Below are 14,356 nucleotides of genomic sequence, written 5' to 3' on the forward strand. Positions count from 1 at the left end.
CCTAATCAAGGCGTCGGGCAAATCGAATTTATCGAACCCGACGGTTTGTTATCGTCGCCCTTGGGAGAACAACAAACAGGGGAATGACATGACGACTAAAATTGCAGCGCTCGCCATGGCCGGTGCCATGAGCCTCGCCTTTAGCGTGCCCGCTCTCGCCGAGGGCAGCCTGGCCATCTACGCATGGGCGGATTCCATCTCGCCCGAGATGGTCACGAAATTCGAGAAGGAAACCGGCATAAAGGTCACGGTCGACGCCTTCTCATCCAACGAGGACCTGCTGACCAAGCTGCAGGCCGGCTCGTCGGGCTACGACATCGTCACGCCTTCGCAGCACTTCGTGAAGATCATGATCGATAGTGGGCTGCTCGAGGATTTCGGCGCCAGCTCGATGGCGGCCTACAGCCAAGTCCTGCCGGACTGGCAGAAACCGTGGTGGGATGCGACAGGCAATCATTCGATCCCGCTCGCCTTCGGCAATGCCGGCTACACCGTCAACCGCGACCTCTACAAAGGCCCGGTCGACAGCTGGAAGACCTATTTCGAGCCACCGGCGGAGCTGCGCGGCAAGATCGCCAGCCTGGCGCAGCCCGACGAAGTCATTCCGGCAGCGGAAAACTATCTCGGCATCAAATATTGCAGCGAAGACCCGCAGCAGATGAAGCGCGTGCTCGACCTCTTGCTGGCGCAGAAGCCATTCGTGGCGGCCTATTCCAGCGACAACATCGAAAACCGCATCGGCAGCGGCGAGGTTGCCGCCCATTTCTGGTGGGACGGCAACACCATGAGGCTTCGCCGCAACGACAAGGCCAATGTCGAATACGCGATGCCGAAAGAAGGTCTGGTCGGCTGGCTGGATTCCTATGTCGTGCCGAAGGGCGCGGCCAATATCGAGAACGCCAAGAAGTTCATCGATTTCATGACCCAGATCGACAACGCGACGGCGCAGTACAATTATTACGGCCACTCTTCGCCGGTGAAGATCGACGAGAGCAAGGCGCTCTACAACAAGGAGAACGCTCCGGAGCTGTTCCCGACCGTTCCCGTCAAGATGGGCCAGGCCTGCTCGCCGGCGGCGCAGGAACTCGTCACCAAGGTCTGGACGCAGCTTCTGCAATGAGCCGCTCAGCCGGGGCGCGCGCCGCCCCGGCATCTCCATTCTCAAAGGGGCTGGCCATGCAGACCGAAAATCTTGACTACGACTACATCGTCATCGGCGCAGGCTCGGCCGGTTGCGTCCTTGCCAATCGCCTGAGCGCCAACCCGTCCCACAAAGTGTGCCTGATCGAAGCCGGCGGCAGCGACAGCGGCCTGCGGGTCAAGGTGCCTGCCGGCATCCTCTCGCTCTACGGCAATCCGAACTATGACTACTGCTATGTCGGCGTGCCTCAGCCCAACCTCAAGGGCCGCAGGATTCCGGTCAATCGCGGCAAGGCATTGGGCGGCTCCAGTTCGATCAACTCGATGGTCTACATCAGGGGCGCCGCGCAGGACTATGACGAGTGGTCGCGACTCGGCTGCACAGGCTGGGCATTCAGCGACGTGCTTCCCGTCTTCAAGAAGCTCGAGCGCAACCTGCTTGGCCAAGACCCGCACTACCACGGTACAGGCGGGGAACTGCTGGTCGACAAGCCGCGCGATCCGAATGTGCTGTCGTCGATGTTCGTCAAGGCCGGCAACAATGCCGGTCTTCCGGCCAACAGCGACTTCAATGCCGAAAGCCAGTTCGGCCTCGGCATCTACAATGTCACCCAGGATCGCGGCCAGCGCTTCAGCAGTTTCACCGCCTTCATGCGCCCGGTGCTCGATCGCAAGAATCTCACAATCCTCAGCGAATGCGAAGTGATCGACCTCGATATAGCCCAGGGGCGCGCGACAGGGGTACGGGTGCGGCACAAGGGCGAGCAGAAGACGCTGTCGGCCCGCCGCGAAATCGTGCTTTCGGCCGGGGCCATCAATTCACCGAAGATCCTGCTGGCGTCTGGCATCGGCGCAGCCGCCGAGTTGCAGGCGATCGGCATAAAGCCGGTTGTCGATCTGCCGGGCGTGGGCAAGAACCTTCAGGACCATATCGACGGCATGATCACGGTCCGCTCCTCGAGCACGAAGACGCTCGGCCTGTCGCTGCCCAACTTGCCCCGCGTGCTGGCTGCGCCTTTCCGGTACTTTGCCGGCCGCAAGGGCATGCTCACCACCAACTATGTCGAAGCCGGCGGCTTTGCCCGGACGAAATATGCGAACGGCATTCCCGACATCCAGTTCCACTTCGTGCCCGGCTATCGCAGCCATCGCGGCAAGCTGGTGGAGTACGGCCATGGCTACGCAATCCACACCTGCGTGCTCAGGCCCAAAAGCGTCGGCGAACTCAAACTGTCAGGCCAGGCATCGAAGCGGGATGTGCTGATCGATCATCGCTTCTTCTCGAACGACGAGGATGCCAGGGTGTTGGTCGAAGGCATCAAGATCGCGCGTCAAATCTTTGCCGCATCCGAGTTCGACCCGATCAGGGGGACGGAGATGCTGCCGGGCAAGGATGTTCGCAGCGATGACGAGATCCTCGCCTATTTGCGTGCCGAAGCGCTCACCGTCTATCATCCGGTGGGGACGTGCAAGATGGGGACCGACGCGATGGCCGTCGTCGACCCGGCAACGCTCAAGGTGCGCGGCATCGGTGGCTTGCGGGTCGCGGATGCGTCCGTGATGCCGAAGCTGATCGGCGGCAACACCAATGCCCCCAGCATGATGATCGGGCAGCGGGCAGCGGAGATGATCCTGGGCCGGGGATAATTTCTGTAGCGCAACTCCAGGAAAGGCGTACAGCGGCCTTCCTTCAGTAGCCGCGCAAAAACAATAAGTTGGAGCGGTTCAGTGAATCAAACATTGAACCGCTACCTTTTGCAGCTGGGCTGCGGCGGGCACGCGCCATCGAATTCAAGCGGCTTGATCGTCCCGCTCATCCGCCTCGCCGTTGATCTCGCGCAGCAGCCTTTCGATGTCGGCCTTCGCGAACCGCTGGCGAAACCGACGGTCGAAGGTCGTGAAGATGCCGACGAAGGAGTTGGCGCAGTGCTCCAGCATCGTATCCGCCTCCTGCGCGGAGATGCCGAGTTGCCCTTGCAGAAAGACGATGAACTTTCGCCGCGCGTCTGGGTTCTGAAGCACGACCTTGGCAGGGCCGCCGAGATCGCGGTTGGCATCAATGCAACGGGACGCAAACAAATTGCGCTGCGTGCGCCACACAACGCAAGTTTGAATTGAACCCAGCAGCCGATGAACGGCATCGGTCTGGACATCTCGTTCTATTTGCTCGGCGGTGGAGTGACATGTCATGCTTGTGGTGACATCTCATGCTGGCGGCGCCTTCGGTGGGTCCGCAATTCTGGTGAGGCCTGCTTGCACGTCCTGCATTGTTCCCTAGGGTCTGGCGACTGACGATGGAGGTCCCCGACGAGAAAGTCGATTGCATCGTCATCGGCGCCGGCGTCGTCGGCCTGGCGATTGCGCGGCAGCTGGCGCTCGATGGACGCGAAGTTCTTGTCGTGGAGGCCGAGGACAGCCCCGGGCTGGGCACGTCGAGCCGCAACAGCGAGGTCATCCATGCCGGCATCTACTATCCGAAGGGCAGCCTGAAAGCGCAGCTATGCGTCGAAGGAAAGAACGCGCTTTACCGCTATTGCGAAGCGCGCGGGATTCCGCACAAACGCATCGGCAAGCTGATCGTCGCCGCCAGCGACGCGGAATTGCCGATTCTGGAGGGGATCCGGACCAAGGCTGCGGACAATGGTGTTGCGGACCTGGAGATGCTCAGCCGCTCGGATGTGGAACGCCTTGAGCCTGAACTGGACGTTGCCGGCGCGCTTTTGTCCCCAAGCACGGGGATCGTCGACAGCCGCGCGCTGATGCTGGGGCTACAGGGCGATGCCGAGAATGCCGGTGCCACCTTTGCGTTTCGCGCGCCGGTTCTCGGCGGGAGCGTCGACGAAACGGGCTGCGAGCTCCAGTTTGGCGGCGATATGGAAGGCTATAGGATCGCCGCAAATCTGGTCATCAATGCGGCCGGATTGTCAGCCCATCTCGTTGCCCGAAGCCTCGCGGGCGGGCATGGCGGCAAAATCCCAGATGTCACCTACGTCAAAGGCAATTATTTTGCGCTTGGACGCCGCCCGTCCTTCAACCATCTTGTTTATCCGGTTCCGGAACCAGGCGGCCTCGGAGTTCACCTGACGCTGGATATGGGCGGATCGGTTCGTTTCGGGCCGGACGTCGAGCCCGTCGATGAGGTCGGCTACGCGGTCGACCCAACTCGGGCCACGCCATTTTACGCGGCCATCCGACGCTATTGGCCGGGGCTGAGGGACGGGGAACTGGAGCCGAGCTATTGCGGGCTGCGGCCTAAAACGAACGGGTTGCAGTTCGGCGATTTCGACATTCTGGCAGATTCGTCCGGACGGCTGATCAGTCTTTTCGGAATCGAGTCACCTGGCCTGACAAGTGCGCTCGCCCTGTCGGATAGGGTTGTCCAACTAGTCAGAACGACGAACTCGTCTTGCCTTAGCCTTTGACCGCTCCAGCGGTCATGGATCCTGATATCTGCCGATACATCACAAGACCCAGCAAGGCCGGCGGCAAGGCGCCCAGCATCATGACCGCGGAAGCGGTTCCCCATTTTACGCCGCCGCCGCTTGCGGCGAAAAAAAACGATGCGCCGACCGTCATCGGGACGGCACGGCTGGTTGTCAGCATGAGGCCGAAGAGGAACTCGTTCCAGGCAGTGATGAAGCCGAAAATGAAGGTTGTGACGAGCGCCGGTCGGATGACGGGCCGGACGATCATCATCATCACCTGCAAGGAACTTGCGCCATCGACTTTCGCCGCCTCGTCGAGTTCGACCGGTACATCTGAAATCGCGTTCACCAGGATGACGAGCGCAAGCGGCGCGTTGACGATGGTCAGGATGAGCCCGAGCCCGATCCGCGTATCGAGCAGGCCCAGCCACTGGTACATCATGTAAAGCGGGATCGCGAAGATGATCAGCGGCACGGCGCGAAGGTTGATGACGATCGGCAGGACCAAGCGCTTTCCCGCCTCGCTACGCGCGATCGCATAGGCAGCCGGGAACGCGAGCGCGATCGCAAGGCCGGTTCCAATCAGCGCCGCCACGGTGCTGTTCAGCAGATAGGCATAGATGTTGAAGCGGCTGGTCTGCGTCAGGACCTCCAGATAGTTGTCGAGCGTCGGCTGGCTGATCCACAAACCGGGGTTCGTCGAAAGCTCGCGCTGGCTTTTGAGCGATGTGATCAGCGTCACGATAATGGGGAAATTCATCGCCAGCACGGCGATGGCAAAAACGATCCAGCGCAGTGCCCTGACCATCGTCAAAGCTTCCTGCGGCCGGCAAGCCGGTTAAGGCCGTGGAGAACGATGAACGAAGCCAGGAACAGCACAACCGAGGCGGCGACCGCCTTGCCGATAGCCCCTTCCTTGAAGAAAGCCTGATAGATGTAGATCGACAAGGACGTCGTTGAACCGCCAGCGCCACTGCCGGTCAGTGCGTAGACATTGTCGAACACCCTGAAACCGTCGATGAAACGGATGAAAAACGCGATGACCAGCGTCGGCTTCATCAACGGCAGGTCGATCCAGCGGACGATCTCAAACGGTGATGCGCCATCGAGCGAGGAGGCTTCGCGCACGTCGAGCGGTATGGCCGAATAGGCCATGTAGAAGAGCAGGAAGGCGAAAGGCGTCCATTGCAGCGTCTCCACGACGACAAGGGTGCGGAAGGCATTGTCGATGTCGAGGAAGGCCGGGCTGTCGCCGAACCATTCGAAGAGATAGTAGGGGACGGGGCCCGCGAATTCATGCAGCACCAGCCGGTACATGAGACCGACCATGGCCGGCGCGACCATCAGCGGCAGCATCAACGGCGCCATCAGGACTGGACGCTTGCTCAGAAGCGGCGCCAGGAAGATGGCAAGGAAAAGGCCGATCAGACATTCCGCCGATGCGGTAAGAATACCGAAGCGCAGAGAGAACCAGGCCGAGCTCCAGAATTCGCGGTCGTTCAACACCGCGACATAGTTACCGAAACCGCTCAACACCGGACTGCGCAACGTCTCGAATGTGACGGTCGAAACGGAATAGATCAGATTGACGATCGCCGGAAAGCCGAGAAACAGAAGCAGGAAGCCGACCAGCGGCGTCAGATACTTCCTGCCTTCGGCACGTGTCACAAGGGCCATGTCGATCCGCCAAACGCGCCGGATACCGGGCCTCGGCCCGGCGTCCAGCCAATAATTTATTTCTTCAGAAGGTCCTGCATGCCCACCTTGGTGTGGGCGAGCGCATCCTCGAGGCTCTGCTGGCCGGACCAGTAGCCAGTGAACTCCTTTGCCTGCAGCTCATAGACCGGAAGCGCATTCGCGGACGTCGCCCCGGTCATGACATAGCCGTACTTGCTGGCGAATTCGCCGAGCTTGACGAGGTCGGGACGTTCCTTCGCAATCTTGCCGACGACATCGGGAGACAATGCCGGCGAACCGCCGCTGCGCGCATAGAGCAAGGCCGCCTCCTCGGTGGCGAGCCACTTCAGGAACTTGACGGCGCCTTCCTTGTTCGTGGCGTTCTTGTTGAGGCCCAAACCAAGGCCGTGAATATGATCGGCGCGTCCGTCGGGACCTGTCGGCGGCGCGACGATCCCGGTCACCTCGGCGACGGCCGGGGATTTTTCGGTGCTGGTCAGATCCGACGCCGCGGCATTCCACTGCAGCGCCGTTGCGGCCTGGCCGGATGCGAAGGCGGCGTTGGTTTCCGCATATTCGTAGCTCAGCGAATCCTTGGGCGAAGACCCGGCATCATAGAGTTTCTTGTAGAGCTCAAGGCCGGCCTTGTAGGCATCGGAATCCACCGTGACATTGCCGTCCTTGTCCATCCAGTCGCCGCCGTAGGAGCGCGGCAGGGACTGGAAGACCATCATGTTGAACAGCAGGTTCTTCATCTGCAGGACCGTGCCATAACGCACCGGGCTGTCGGGGTTCACCCGCTTGGTGAAATAGAGGGCGGTGGCCCCCCAGTCGTCCCAGGTCCAGCTGTCCGGGTCTTTCGGCTGCAGCGGCTTGCCGAGATACGTCTGGGCGATTTCACCATAGGTCTTCCTGGCGGCGTCATCCCTGATCAAGGCGTCGATGAGATCCTTGCGGTAGTACATGAAGTGCAACGAAAGGTCTGTCGGCACGCCGTATTGCTTGCCGTCGAACTGCATCGTCTTGAGAACGGATTCGCCGAAAACCTTGGCCGCGTCCGCGCCAAGATCGATCGGCTCCATATAGGGCGCGTAGCGACCGAGCGAGTAGGTGGCGACGAGGTTCACGTCGAAGGCACTGGATCCGGCCGCCATGTCGGCCTGCAGCTTGTCGTAAAAGCCTTCGCGGTTGAAGAACAGCAACTCCACCTTGTCGGCATCACTGGCCTGCTTGTTGTAGGTTTCCACGGTTGCCCGCAGTGCGGTTTCCTCGGAGCCGCCAGGCCAGCCGAGCACGGTCACGGTTGCGTTGGCAGAGGTCGGCAAAGCCGTCCCCGCAAGGAGGGTGGCCATAAGCGCAAAAGACGTCCTGCTCAATTTCATGATCGTTCCCTTCTTTTTTGATGATTTTCGCATGACATGATCGGGCGCGCCGTTACCTTGCCCATTCGGCAAGATCGGCAACACCGATGACGCCGGCGTGGCCTCCGAGCTTCGCCGCTACGAGATCGGGGGAAAGGCGCGGCGGGACCTCGCTCAGATGTGCGCGCACCCGGTCGAGATAGCCTTCTGCAAGACCGATGCTGCCGCCGATGACGATCAATTTGGGATCGAACATCATCTGAATGTCCCGGCACAGCGTCGCGACCCGCGAGGCGCTCTGCGAGACGATGGCGCCGGCCCAGGCCTCGCCCTTCAGCGCACGCCCGAACACATCGGCGGCATCGGCCTTGAAGCCGGCCTTGAGGGCTTGCGAAGCGATCCAGCGACCGGAGGTGCCGTCTTCGAGCGGAGCCCGGTCTTCAGACAGACCACGGATCAGACCGAAGTGACCGGCAAGACCGGACAGCAATCGGCCGTTGCAAACGATGCCGCCGCCAATTCCGGTCGAGATGGTCAGAAAGACGATGTCGCGACCTTGCCCGGCGCCGAATTTGTATTCGCCCCAGGCAGCTGCCTGGGCATCGTTGAACGCACGGACCGGCTTGCCGAAAACCGCGGATGCCCTTTCGACCAGCGGGTAGTCATCGGGAATGCCAAGCGTCGCCGGATTCAACGCCGACCAGCGTCCATCCTCTACCAATCCGGTCACCGCAATGCCGATACGACTGAAGCGGCCGGACCAGGCCGACGTACTTTGCGCCAAGGATGCAAGCCAGGCGTCGGGTCCAGCCTCGCGCGCGGTCGGCACGATCTTGTCATCGATCACCGTGCCGCCGCCGACCAGCGCGGCCATGGTCTTGGTTCCCCCGATGTCGATGCCCAGGACGGATGGGCCCAGAACGGTTGAGCCCCGGACGGTTGGGCCCAGGACACTTGTGCCTAGGGGGGGTTGCGCGCCTCTCGCCGCATAGGCGTCGGAAATCGCCTGGTGGAACCACGAGGTGACGTGCTCGGTACGGGTGATCGCCGAGCCGACAACCACGGCACTGGCGCCGGCGCGCGCGGCGGCAGCCGCCTGCTCAGGCGACCGGATACGCCCTTCGGCGATGACGTAGGGGGTCAGGGTTCGCATTTGAGCGACGAGGGCGATGTCCGGATCCTCCGGCTCCGGCCCGCCGACATAGCCGGAAAGCGTCGTGCCGACGAAATCGACACCCGCGGCAAGGGCCCGGCGCGCATCGTCAAGGCAAGAGCAATCGGCCATGGTCAGCTTGTTCCTGGCCTTGACGGCTTTCACAAGCGCTTCGACAGGAACGGGACGGACACGGTCCGTCGCATCGAAAGCGATGATATCGGCGCCCGCCTCGGCCAGGGCCTCGACATCGGCCAGATAGGGTGTGATGCGCACGGGGCTGTCGGTGAGATCGCGCTTGACGATACCGATGATCGGCACGCGCACGGCCAGGCGGGCGGCCGCGACATAGGGCACGGATTCGATGCGCAGGGCCTTGGCTCCGGCTTCAACAGCGGCCTTGGCAAAGCCTGTCACGAATTGCGCACTATCCATCGGGCCGCCGGGAACCGGCTGGCAGGACACGATGAGACTGTTGGTGATGTCTTCCCGCTGCACGTCGGCACTCCCTTGTCGCCATCACGATAAATGGAAAATACCAGATTACAACCAGTTCATAACTGGTATTACCTTTGCAGCTCGAAGACGAAATCGTAGACGTCGCCCTTGTATCGTGTCTCGCAGTATTCCACGATTTGTCCGTCGGCGAGAAAGCAGCGGCGCTCGGTCATCAGCAGCGGTGCGCCCATCTCGCAATGAAGGTGTCTTGCATCCTCTAGCGATGCGCCGCGCGAGCGCATGCGCTGGATTGCCCTCTGAGGCAGGAAGCCGCGTGCATCAAGCGCTTCATAAAGCGAATCCTGAACCATCTCGGGCGAAGGAAGGAAGCGAACCGGCACGGCCGAGACTTCGACGGCAATCGGCGCGCCATCGGCCGTCCTCACACGACGCATGCGAACTACATTGGTATTGCCTGCAATACCCAAGGCCATCATTTCGGCTGGGGATGGGCGGCTTATCTGCTTGGAAAGCCATAGACATCCAGGCTTCAGGCCGCGCGCCAGAATGTCCTCCGAAAAGCTCGTCAGCGTCGAAAGCGATTTCTCGACCCGCGACCCGATCTCGGTTTTGGAACCGTGCCGGCGATTGAGCTGCCCTTCCTCTTCGAGCAGCGCCAGGGCCTTTCTCACAGTGACTCGCGAGATCGACAGGGCTTCCGCCAGAACCCGCTCGCCTGGCAGAACCGCGCCGGCCTTCAATGCATTGGAGCGGATCGCTGCCTCGATCGCCGATTTCAACCGCCTGTAAAGCGGCACATCGGACGCTGTCGCTTCCATTTCCCGACTGACAAGCCCGATCAGGTTCACGGTTGTCATTGCCTTTCCTCCGCGCGAGAAGCACCCTGGATCGGAACATTCCTGACTGGACCTATACTGGTATTACCAATCCGGTGCAAACGGCCAGCGGACGGTGCTTCGTCCGCGCCCCCGGCCCACCACGATCCCTCAGCGAACCCGCGGTGACAACTTCATGGAGATGCGATCGCAGGCCGCGCGCAGGACCTCCAGAGTAAAGGCATGGCGGCTTTCACGCGTATGGCGATTGATATAGGCGACGATAATGGAGGCGACGGCGCTGCCGTCCGGTCCGATGACCGGACAGCAGATATCGGTGATGCCGACGAAGTCGCGGCTTTCGCGCATCCAGTAGCCGTCCGCGCGGATGATCCGAAGCTGCTTTTCCAGCGCGTCACGATCCAGCGGCGCCGGGGAGTGCGCCTCACTTTCATCGATCATCCGCGCCGCGACCTTTGGCGGCTGGAAGGCAAGTATCACATGGCCGGAGGTCGCGTCGGTGGCCAGACGACCGTATCCAAGGCGAAGCGTGAACGCCATGTCCTCGCCCCCGGGAACGGCCGCGGTTACGACGGTCAAGCCGTGATTGAAGACGACCAGGTGCGGCGACTGATTTGAGTTCCCCGCAATCCGCGTCAGTTCGGGCATGGCGGCGGACATGAGATCCTGAGCGCTCGGCGTGTGCAGCCCCAGCTTGAAAAGCTTGTCGGTCAACGAATAGGCGTCGGTCTCGGCGTTGCGCTCGATGTATTGACGTTCCTGCAGCGCGATCAGCATCCGGAATATCTCATTCTTCGAACGGCCGAGGCCTTCCGCGATCTCCTTCATCGTCAAGGGCGCCCGCGCCTCCGCCAGCAGCTCCAGGACATCCAGGCCCTTGCTCAGCGCCGGGGCCGAATAGGTCGGTTTGCCACTCTCTTTTGCGTCATCTGACATTCGAAGAATCCCCGGTGGTCCGCGCACGATAGAGACAAGAAATCGGAATTGCCATTGGTTTCATATCCAAACTTGACACCATATATAAAACTGACATGATGGCCGGGACAATGAATTTCGAGGCCGACCCGATGACCGTACCGAGACTTGCAAACACTGTCCGCGCGACCATCACTCCCCGGAACAACAGTGTTTACACGTCGGTCGATTTCGATCGCGAGGGCAAGCAGATCGGCTTCTTCCATGTGCCCCAATCGCCGCACGACGATGCCTGGGGCACGGTCCGGGTTCCGCTCGCCGTCATCAAGAACGGAGACGGTCCGACGGTCCTGATCGAGGGCGGCAACCACGGCGATGAATATGAAGGGCCGATCGCGCTCGGCGAGCTTCTGCGCGAGATCGATCCACGGGATATTGCCGGTCGCATCATTGCGATTCCGGCCATCAACATTCGGGCTGTCGAGGCCGGCACCCGCACCTCCCCGGTCGACGGGTTGAATTTCAACCGCAGTTTTCCGGGCGATTTCAACGGCACGCTGACAAGCCAGATCGCGGCTTACGTGCATGACATCCTGTTTCCGATGGCCGACTACTTCCTGGATCTCCATTCCGGCGGTTCGTCCCTGATGATCCTGCCGAGCGCGATCATCGAGCCATCCCCGACCGCGCAAGGGCATCGCAAGAACATCAGGGCGACGCTCGCCTTCGGGGCGCCGACCGTTGTCATGGTCGACAATCTCGGTGAAACCCGGACCTCGACCGCGTCCGCCAACCACCAGGGGCTGATCGTCATCGGCAGTGAGATGGCCGGCGGCGGCCTTGTCAGTCCAGATGCGCTGGCCATCTGCCGCAGGGGCATCCGCAATGTGCTGAAACATGCAGGCGTCCTGAAGGGTGCGCCTGACATTGCCCCTGGCGCCAACGCACGCGTGCTCAAGGTGCCCGGAAGCGAAGGCTATCTGCTTTCCGAGGAGGACGGTGTCTTCGAGCCCTTGAGCCCGCTCGGCAGTGCCGTCAGCAAAGGCGACCTTGCCGGACGCATTCACTTCCTCCACACACCGTCCCGCGCGCCCATCGATCTCCTTCACCCCATCGACGGCATCGTTTTCGCCAAGCGTCAGCCCGGCCGCGTGCGTCCGGGGAATTGCTGCTTCGTGCTTGCCAACGAATATCCGGAGGCACTGACCGATGAGCCATGAGGACATCATTGCGGCTGCCCGGCGCATTGCCCCCTTCATACGGCGCACCCCGGTCGTCAAGCTCGACCATGCCGCGGGCGCAAACCTTCAAAATGATGTCTATCTGAAACTCGAGTGCCTCCAGGTGAGCGGCTCCTTCAAGATCCGGGGCGCCACGAACCGGGTGAAGACGCTCGAGCCGAGCCGGATCGAAAACGGACTGGTCGCCGCATCCGGCGGCAATCATGGCCTGGCCACCGCCTGTGTGGCTGCCCGGGCCGGCGTTCCCGCCACCATTTACCTGCCGAACAATGCAAGCCCGCTGAAGGCGGAAAAGCTGCGCAAATGGGGCGCTGACGTTCGCTTCGCAGGCAATGTCTGGGATGAAGCGCATGAGGCGGCATCGGCCGAGGCAAAGGCGCGCGGCGCCTTCTACATGCATCCATTCGCCGATGCGCAGATCGTGTCCGGTCAGGGAACCGTGGCGCTGGAGATGGTCGAACAGATTCCCGATGCCGACATCTATATCGTCGCGATCGGCGGTGGCGGCCTTATCAGTGGCATGTCCGAAGTCCTGAAGCACGTCAAACCTGAAGCCAGGATCATCGGTGTCGAGCCGACCGGTTCACCGACCCTTCACGCCTCCCTGGCTGCCGGCCGTGTCGTTCGCTTGCCCGAGATAACGACGAAGGTGGCGACCATGGCCTGCGGCCGCACGGATGAAAGCATCTACGCGATCGTCGCCAAGCACGTCGACGATATCGTCCTTGTCGAGGATGCGGACATGCAGAAGGCCGCTGAATTGCTCTGGTTCGAATTCGGCATCGCCGCCGACCTCAGCGGCGCGGCATCGCTGGCCGCGTTGACGAGCGGAGCTTTCAAGCCACCGCGCGGCGCCCGCATCGCCGGACTTGTCTGCGGCGCCGGTGTCGAGGGCCTGAATGGCTGAGGTCGAGCAAGGCCGGTCCACGCAGGGGGCGGCCCTGACATGGATACGGCACGAGTGCCGCGGAATACCGCCGGAATGCCTGTCGCTGGGACGGTCGTCGTGCGGAACATGAAAAAGAGGCGAAGAATCGCCCTGTCGCAACAAGAGGAGAACTGAAACATGCGCATTTCCCTGAAAGCATCCATTGCCCTGCTCGCACTCGCCATCGCGACGCCCTCGCTTGCCGCGGAAAAGGTTCTTGGGCTTGCGGCAATCGACCTGCAGAATTCCTTCTTTGTCCGCATGAAGGAAGCGGGCGACGTGGCTGCCGCCGACTATGGGGTGAAATCCACCTGGCAGAGCGCCGAGGGCAGTCTGGAAAAACAGGTCAGCATCATCGAGAATTTCATCAATCAGGGCGTCAGCGCGATCCTGATCGATCCGATCGACAAGAACGCGGTCATTCCGGTCATCCAGAAAGCCACCGCCGCCGGCATTCCGGTGATCACCATGGGCAACAAGGTCGAGGCCGGCTCGAACTATTCGACGCTCTATCCGGACTACGACAACATGTCGATGGTTGCCCGCGCGCTCGGCAAGTCGCTTGGCGGCAAGGGCGAAGTCGCCCTGCTCGTCGGTTCGCGTGGCAACTTCGTGTCCGACACGCGCGAAAAAGGCTTTGTCGAAACCCTGAAAAAGGAGTTTCCGGACATCAAGGTGGTCGGGATCGAGCCGACCGGCTGGGACGCAGCCAAGGCAACCAATGCCGCCCAGACATGGCTCACCACCTATCCGGATCTGAAGGCCATCGGCTGCATCTCCGACAGCCTTTGCCTGGCAGCCGATTCCGTTGCCAGCTCGATGGGAACCCAGTTGCTCTACGGCGGCTATGACGGCGACGCCGAGATGAAGCCGCTGATCGACGACGGCAAGATGGTGATGGACGTGCTGACCGGCGCCTACCGTGTCGGCTACTGGAACATCGCCGTTGCCGCTCGCCTGGCCAACGGCGAAAAGCTGCCGCAGGATCTCTACATGCCGACCTATTTCGTGACCTCGGATGCGACGGCGGCGAAGCTCAAGGCGGATGGCCTCACCTTCGAATACATCAATACCGACAAGGAGGCGGTGGAAGCCAAGAACTATACCGAGCAACTCGGTCCCAAGGTTCCGGCGACCGCCATGACCCTGGCAAAGTAACAGCCTAAAGCGGCTCAAGCGCCGGATGACATATCATCCGGCGTCCCCTTTTCCTGACGATCG

13 protein-coding genes are annotated in these 14,356 nt (G+C 61.5%); 7 read left to right on the plus strand and 6 right to left on the minus strand.

Features of this window, described 5'->3' with window-relative positions:
- The first annotated feature begins 88 nt into the window (after nt 1-88).
- The 4 genes from NKI99_RS11695 to NKI99_RS11710 all read left to right on the plus strand — a co-directional run bounded on the left by NKI99_RS11695 (nt 89) and on the right by NKI99_RS11710 (nt 4,562).
- Nucleotides 89-1,120 carry an extracellular solute-binding protein gene (locus tag NKI99_RS11695; protein ID WP_352610898.1) on the plus strand — a complete coding sequence of 344 codons (1,032 nt, stop codon included), beginning with the start codon at nt 89-91 and terminating at the stop codon, nt 1,118-1,120.
- A 56-nt stretch (nt 1,121-1,176) separates the two neighbouring features.
- Nucleotides 1,177-2,787 (plus strand): GMC family oxidoreductase, encoded by a 1,611-nt coding sequence (locus NKI99_RS11700; protein WP_352610900.1) that lies wholly within the window; start codon nt 1,177-1,179, stop codon nt 2,785-2,787.
- An 81-nt stretch (nt 2,788-2,868) separates the two neighbouring features.
- Nucleotides 2,869-3,258, plus strand: a complete 390-nt coding sequence (locus NKI99_RS11705) for a hypothetical protein (protein ID WP_155930552.1) — start codon at nt 2,869-2,871, stop codon at nt 3,256-3,258.
- A 176-nt stretch (nt 3,259-3,434) separates the two neighbouring features.
- Nucleotides 3,435-4,562 (plus strand): NAD(P)/FAD-dependent oxidoreductase, encoded by a 1,128-nt coding sequence (locus NKI99_RS11710; protein WP_128303908.1) that lies wholly within the window; start codon nt 3,435-3,437, stop codon nt 4,560-4,562.
- Here the strand turns inward: NKI99_RS11710 and NKI99_RS11715 are convergent.
- The 6 genes from NKI99_RS11715 to NKI99_RS11740 form a co-directional block, all read right to left on the minus strand.
- On the minus strand, nt 4,552-5,373 hold the full coding sequence (locus NKI99_RS11715; protein ID WP_023809440.1) for a carbohydrate ABC transporter permease: 822 nt from the start codon (nt 5,371-5,373) through the stop codon (nt 4,552-4,554). The genes NKI99_RS11710 and NKI99_RS11715 overlap by 11 nt on opposite strands.
- A gap of 2 nt (nt 5,374-5,375) precedes the next feature.
- Nucleotides 5,376-6,242, minus strand: coding sequence for a carbohydrate ABC transporter permease (locus tag NKI99_RS11720; RefSeq protein ID WP_023809441.1), 867 nt, complete (start codon nt 6,240-6,242; stop codon nt 5,376-5,378).
- Between the two features lie 56 nt (nt 6,243-6,298).
- Nucleotides 6,299-7,594: an ABC transporter substrate-binding protein gene (locus NKI99_RS11725; protein ID WP_352610902.1), complete on the minus strand. Its 1,296-nt coding sequence runs from the start codon at nt 7,592-7,594 to the stop codon at nt 6,299-6,301.
- Between the two features lie 82 nt (nt 7,595-7,676).
- Nucleotides 7,677-9,191, minus strand: coding sequence for a putative N-acetylmannosamine-6-phosphate 2-epimerase (locus NKI99_RS11730; protein WP_502895847.1), 1,515 nt, complete (start codon nt 9,189-9,191; stop codon nt 7,677-7,679).
- A 131-nt stretch (nt 9,192-9,322) separates the two neighbouring features.
- Nucleotides 9,323-10,072, minus strand: a complete 750-nt coding sequence (locus NKI99_RS11735) for a GntR family transcriptional regulator (RefSeq protein WP_352610905.1) — start codon at nt 10,070-10,072, stop codon at nt 9,323-9,325.
- Between the two features lie 129 nt (nt 10,073-10,201).
- Nucleotides 10,202-10,987, minus strand: a complete 786-nt coding sequence (locus NKI99_RS11740) for an IclR family transcriptional regulator (RefSeq protein ID WP_352441979.1) — start codon at nt 10,985-10,987, stop codon at nt 10,202-10,204.
- A gap of 95 nt (nt 10,988-11,082) precedes the next feature.
- Between NKI99_RS11740 and NKI99_RS11745 the strand changes: the two genes are divergently transcribed.
- The 3 genes from NKI99_RS11745 (at nt 11,083) to NKI99_RS11755 (ending at nt 14,293) form a co-directional block, all read left to right on the plus strand.
- Entirely contained in the window at nt 11,083-12,186 is a 1,104-nt protein-coding gene (locus tag NKI99_RS11745; protein WP_352441978.1) for a succinylglutamate desuccinylase/aspartoacylase family protein, read from the plus strand.
- Nucleotides 12,176-13,114: a threonine ammonia-lyase gene (locus NKI99_RS11750; RefSeq protein WP_352610906.1), complete on the plus strand. Its 939-nt coding sequence runs from the start codon at nt 12,176-12,178 to the stop codon at nt 13,112-13,114. Before NKI99_RS11745 ends, NKI99_RS11750 begins: the two co-directional genes overlap by 11 nt.
- 159 nt (nt 13,115-13,273) lie before the next feature.
- On the plus strand, nt 13,274-14,293 hold the full coding sequence (locus NKI99_RS11755; protein WP_013530435.1) for a sugar ABC transporter substrate-binding protein: 1,020 nt from the start codon (nt 13,274-13,276) through the stop codon (nt 14,291-14,293).
- Nucleotides 14,294-14,356: the final 63 nt, after the last annotated feature.

It is taken from the genome of Mesorhizobium sp. M0239, from assembly GCF_040321815.1.
Classification (GTDB): domain Bacteria; phylum Pseudomonadota; class Alphaproteobacteria; order Rhizobiales; family Rhizobiaceae; genus Mesorhizobium.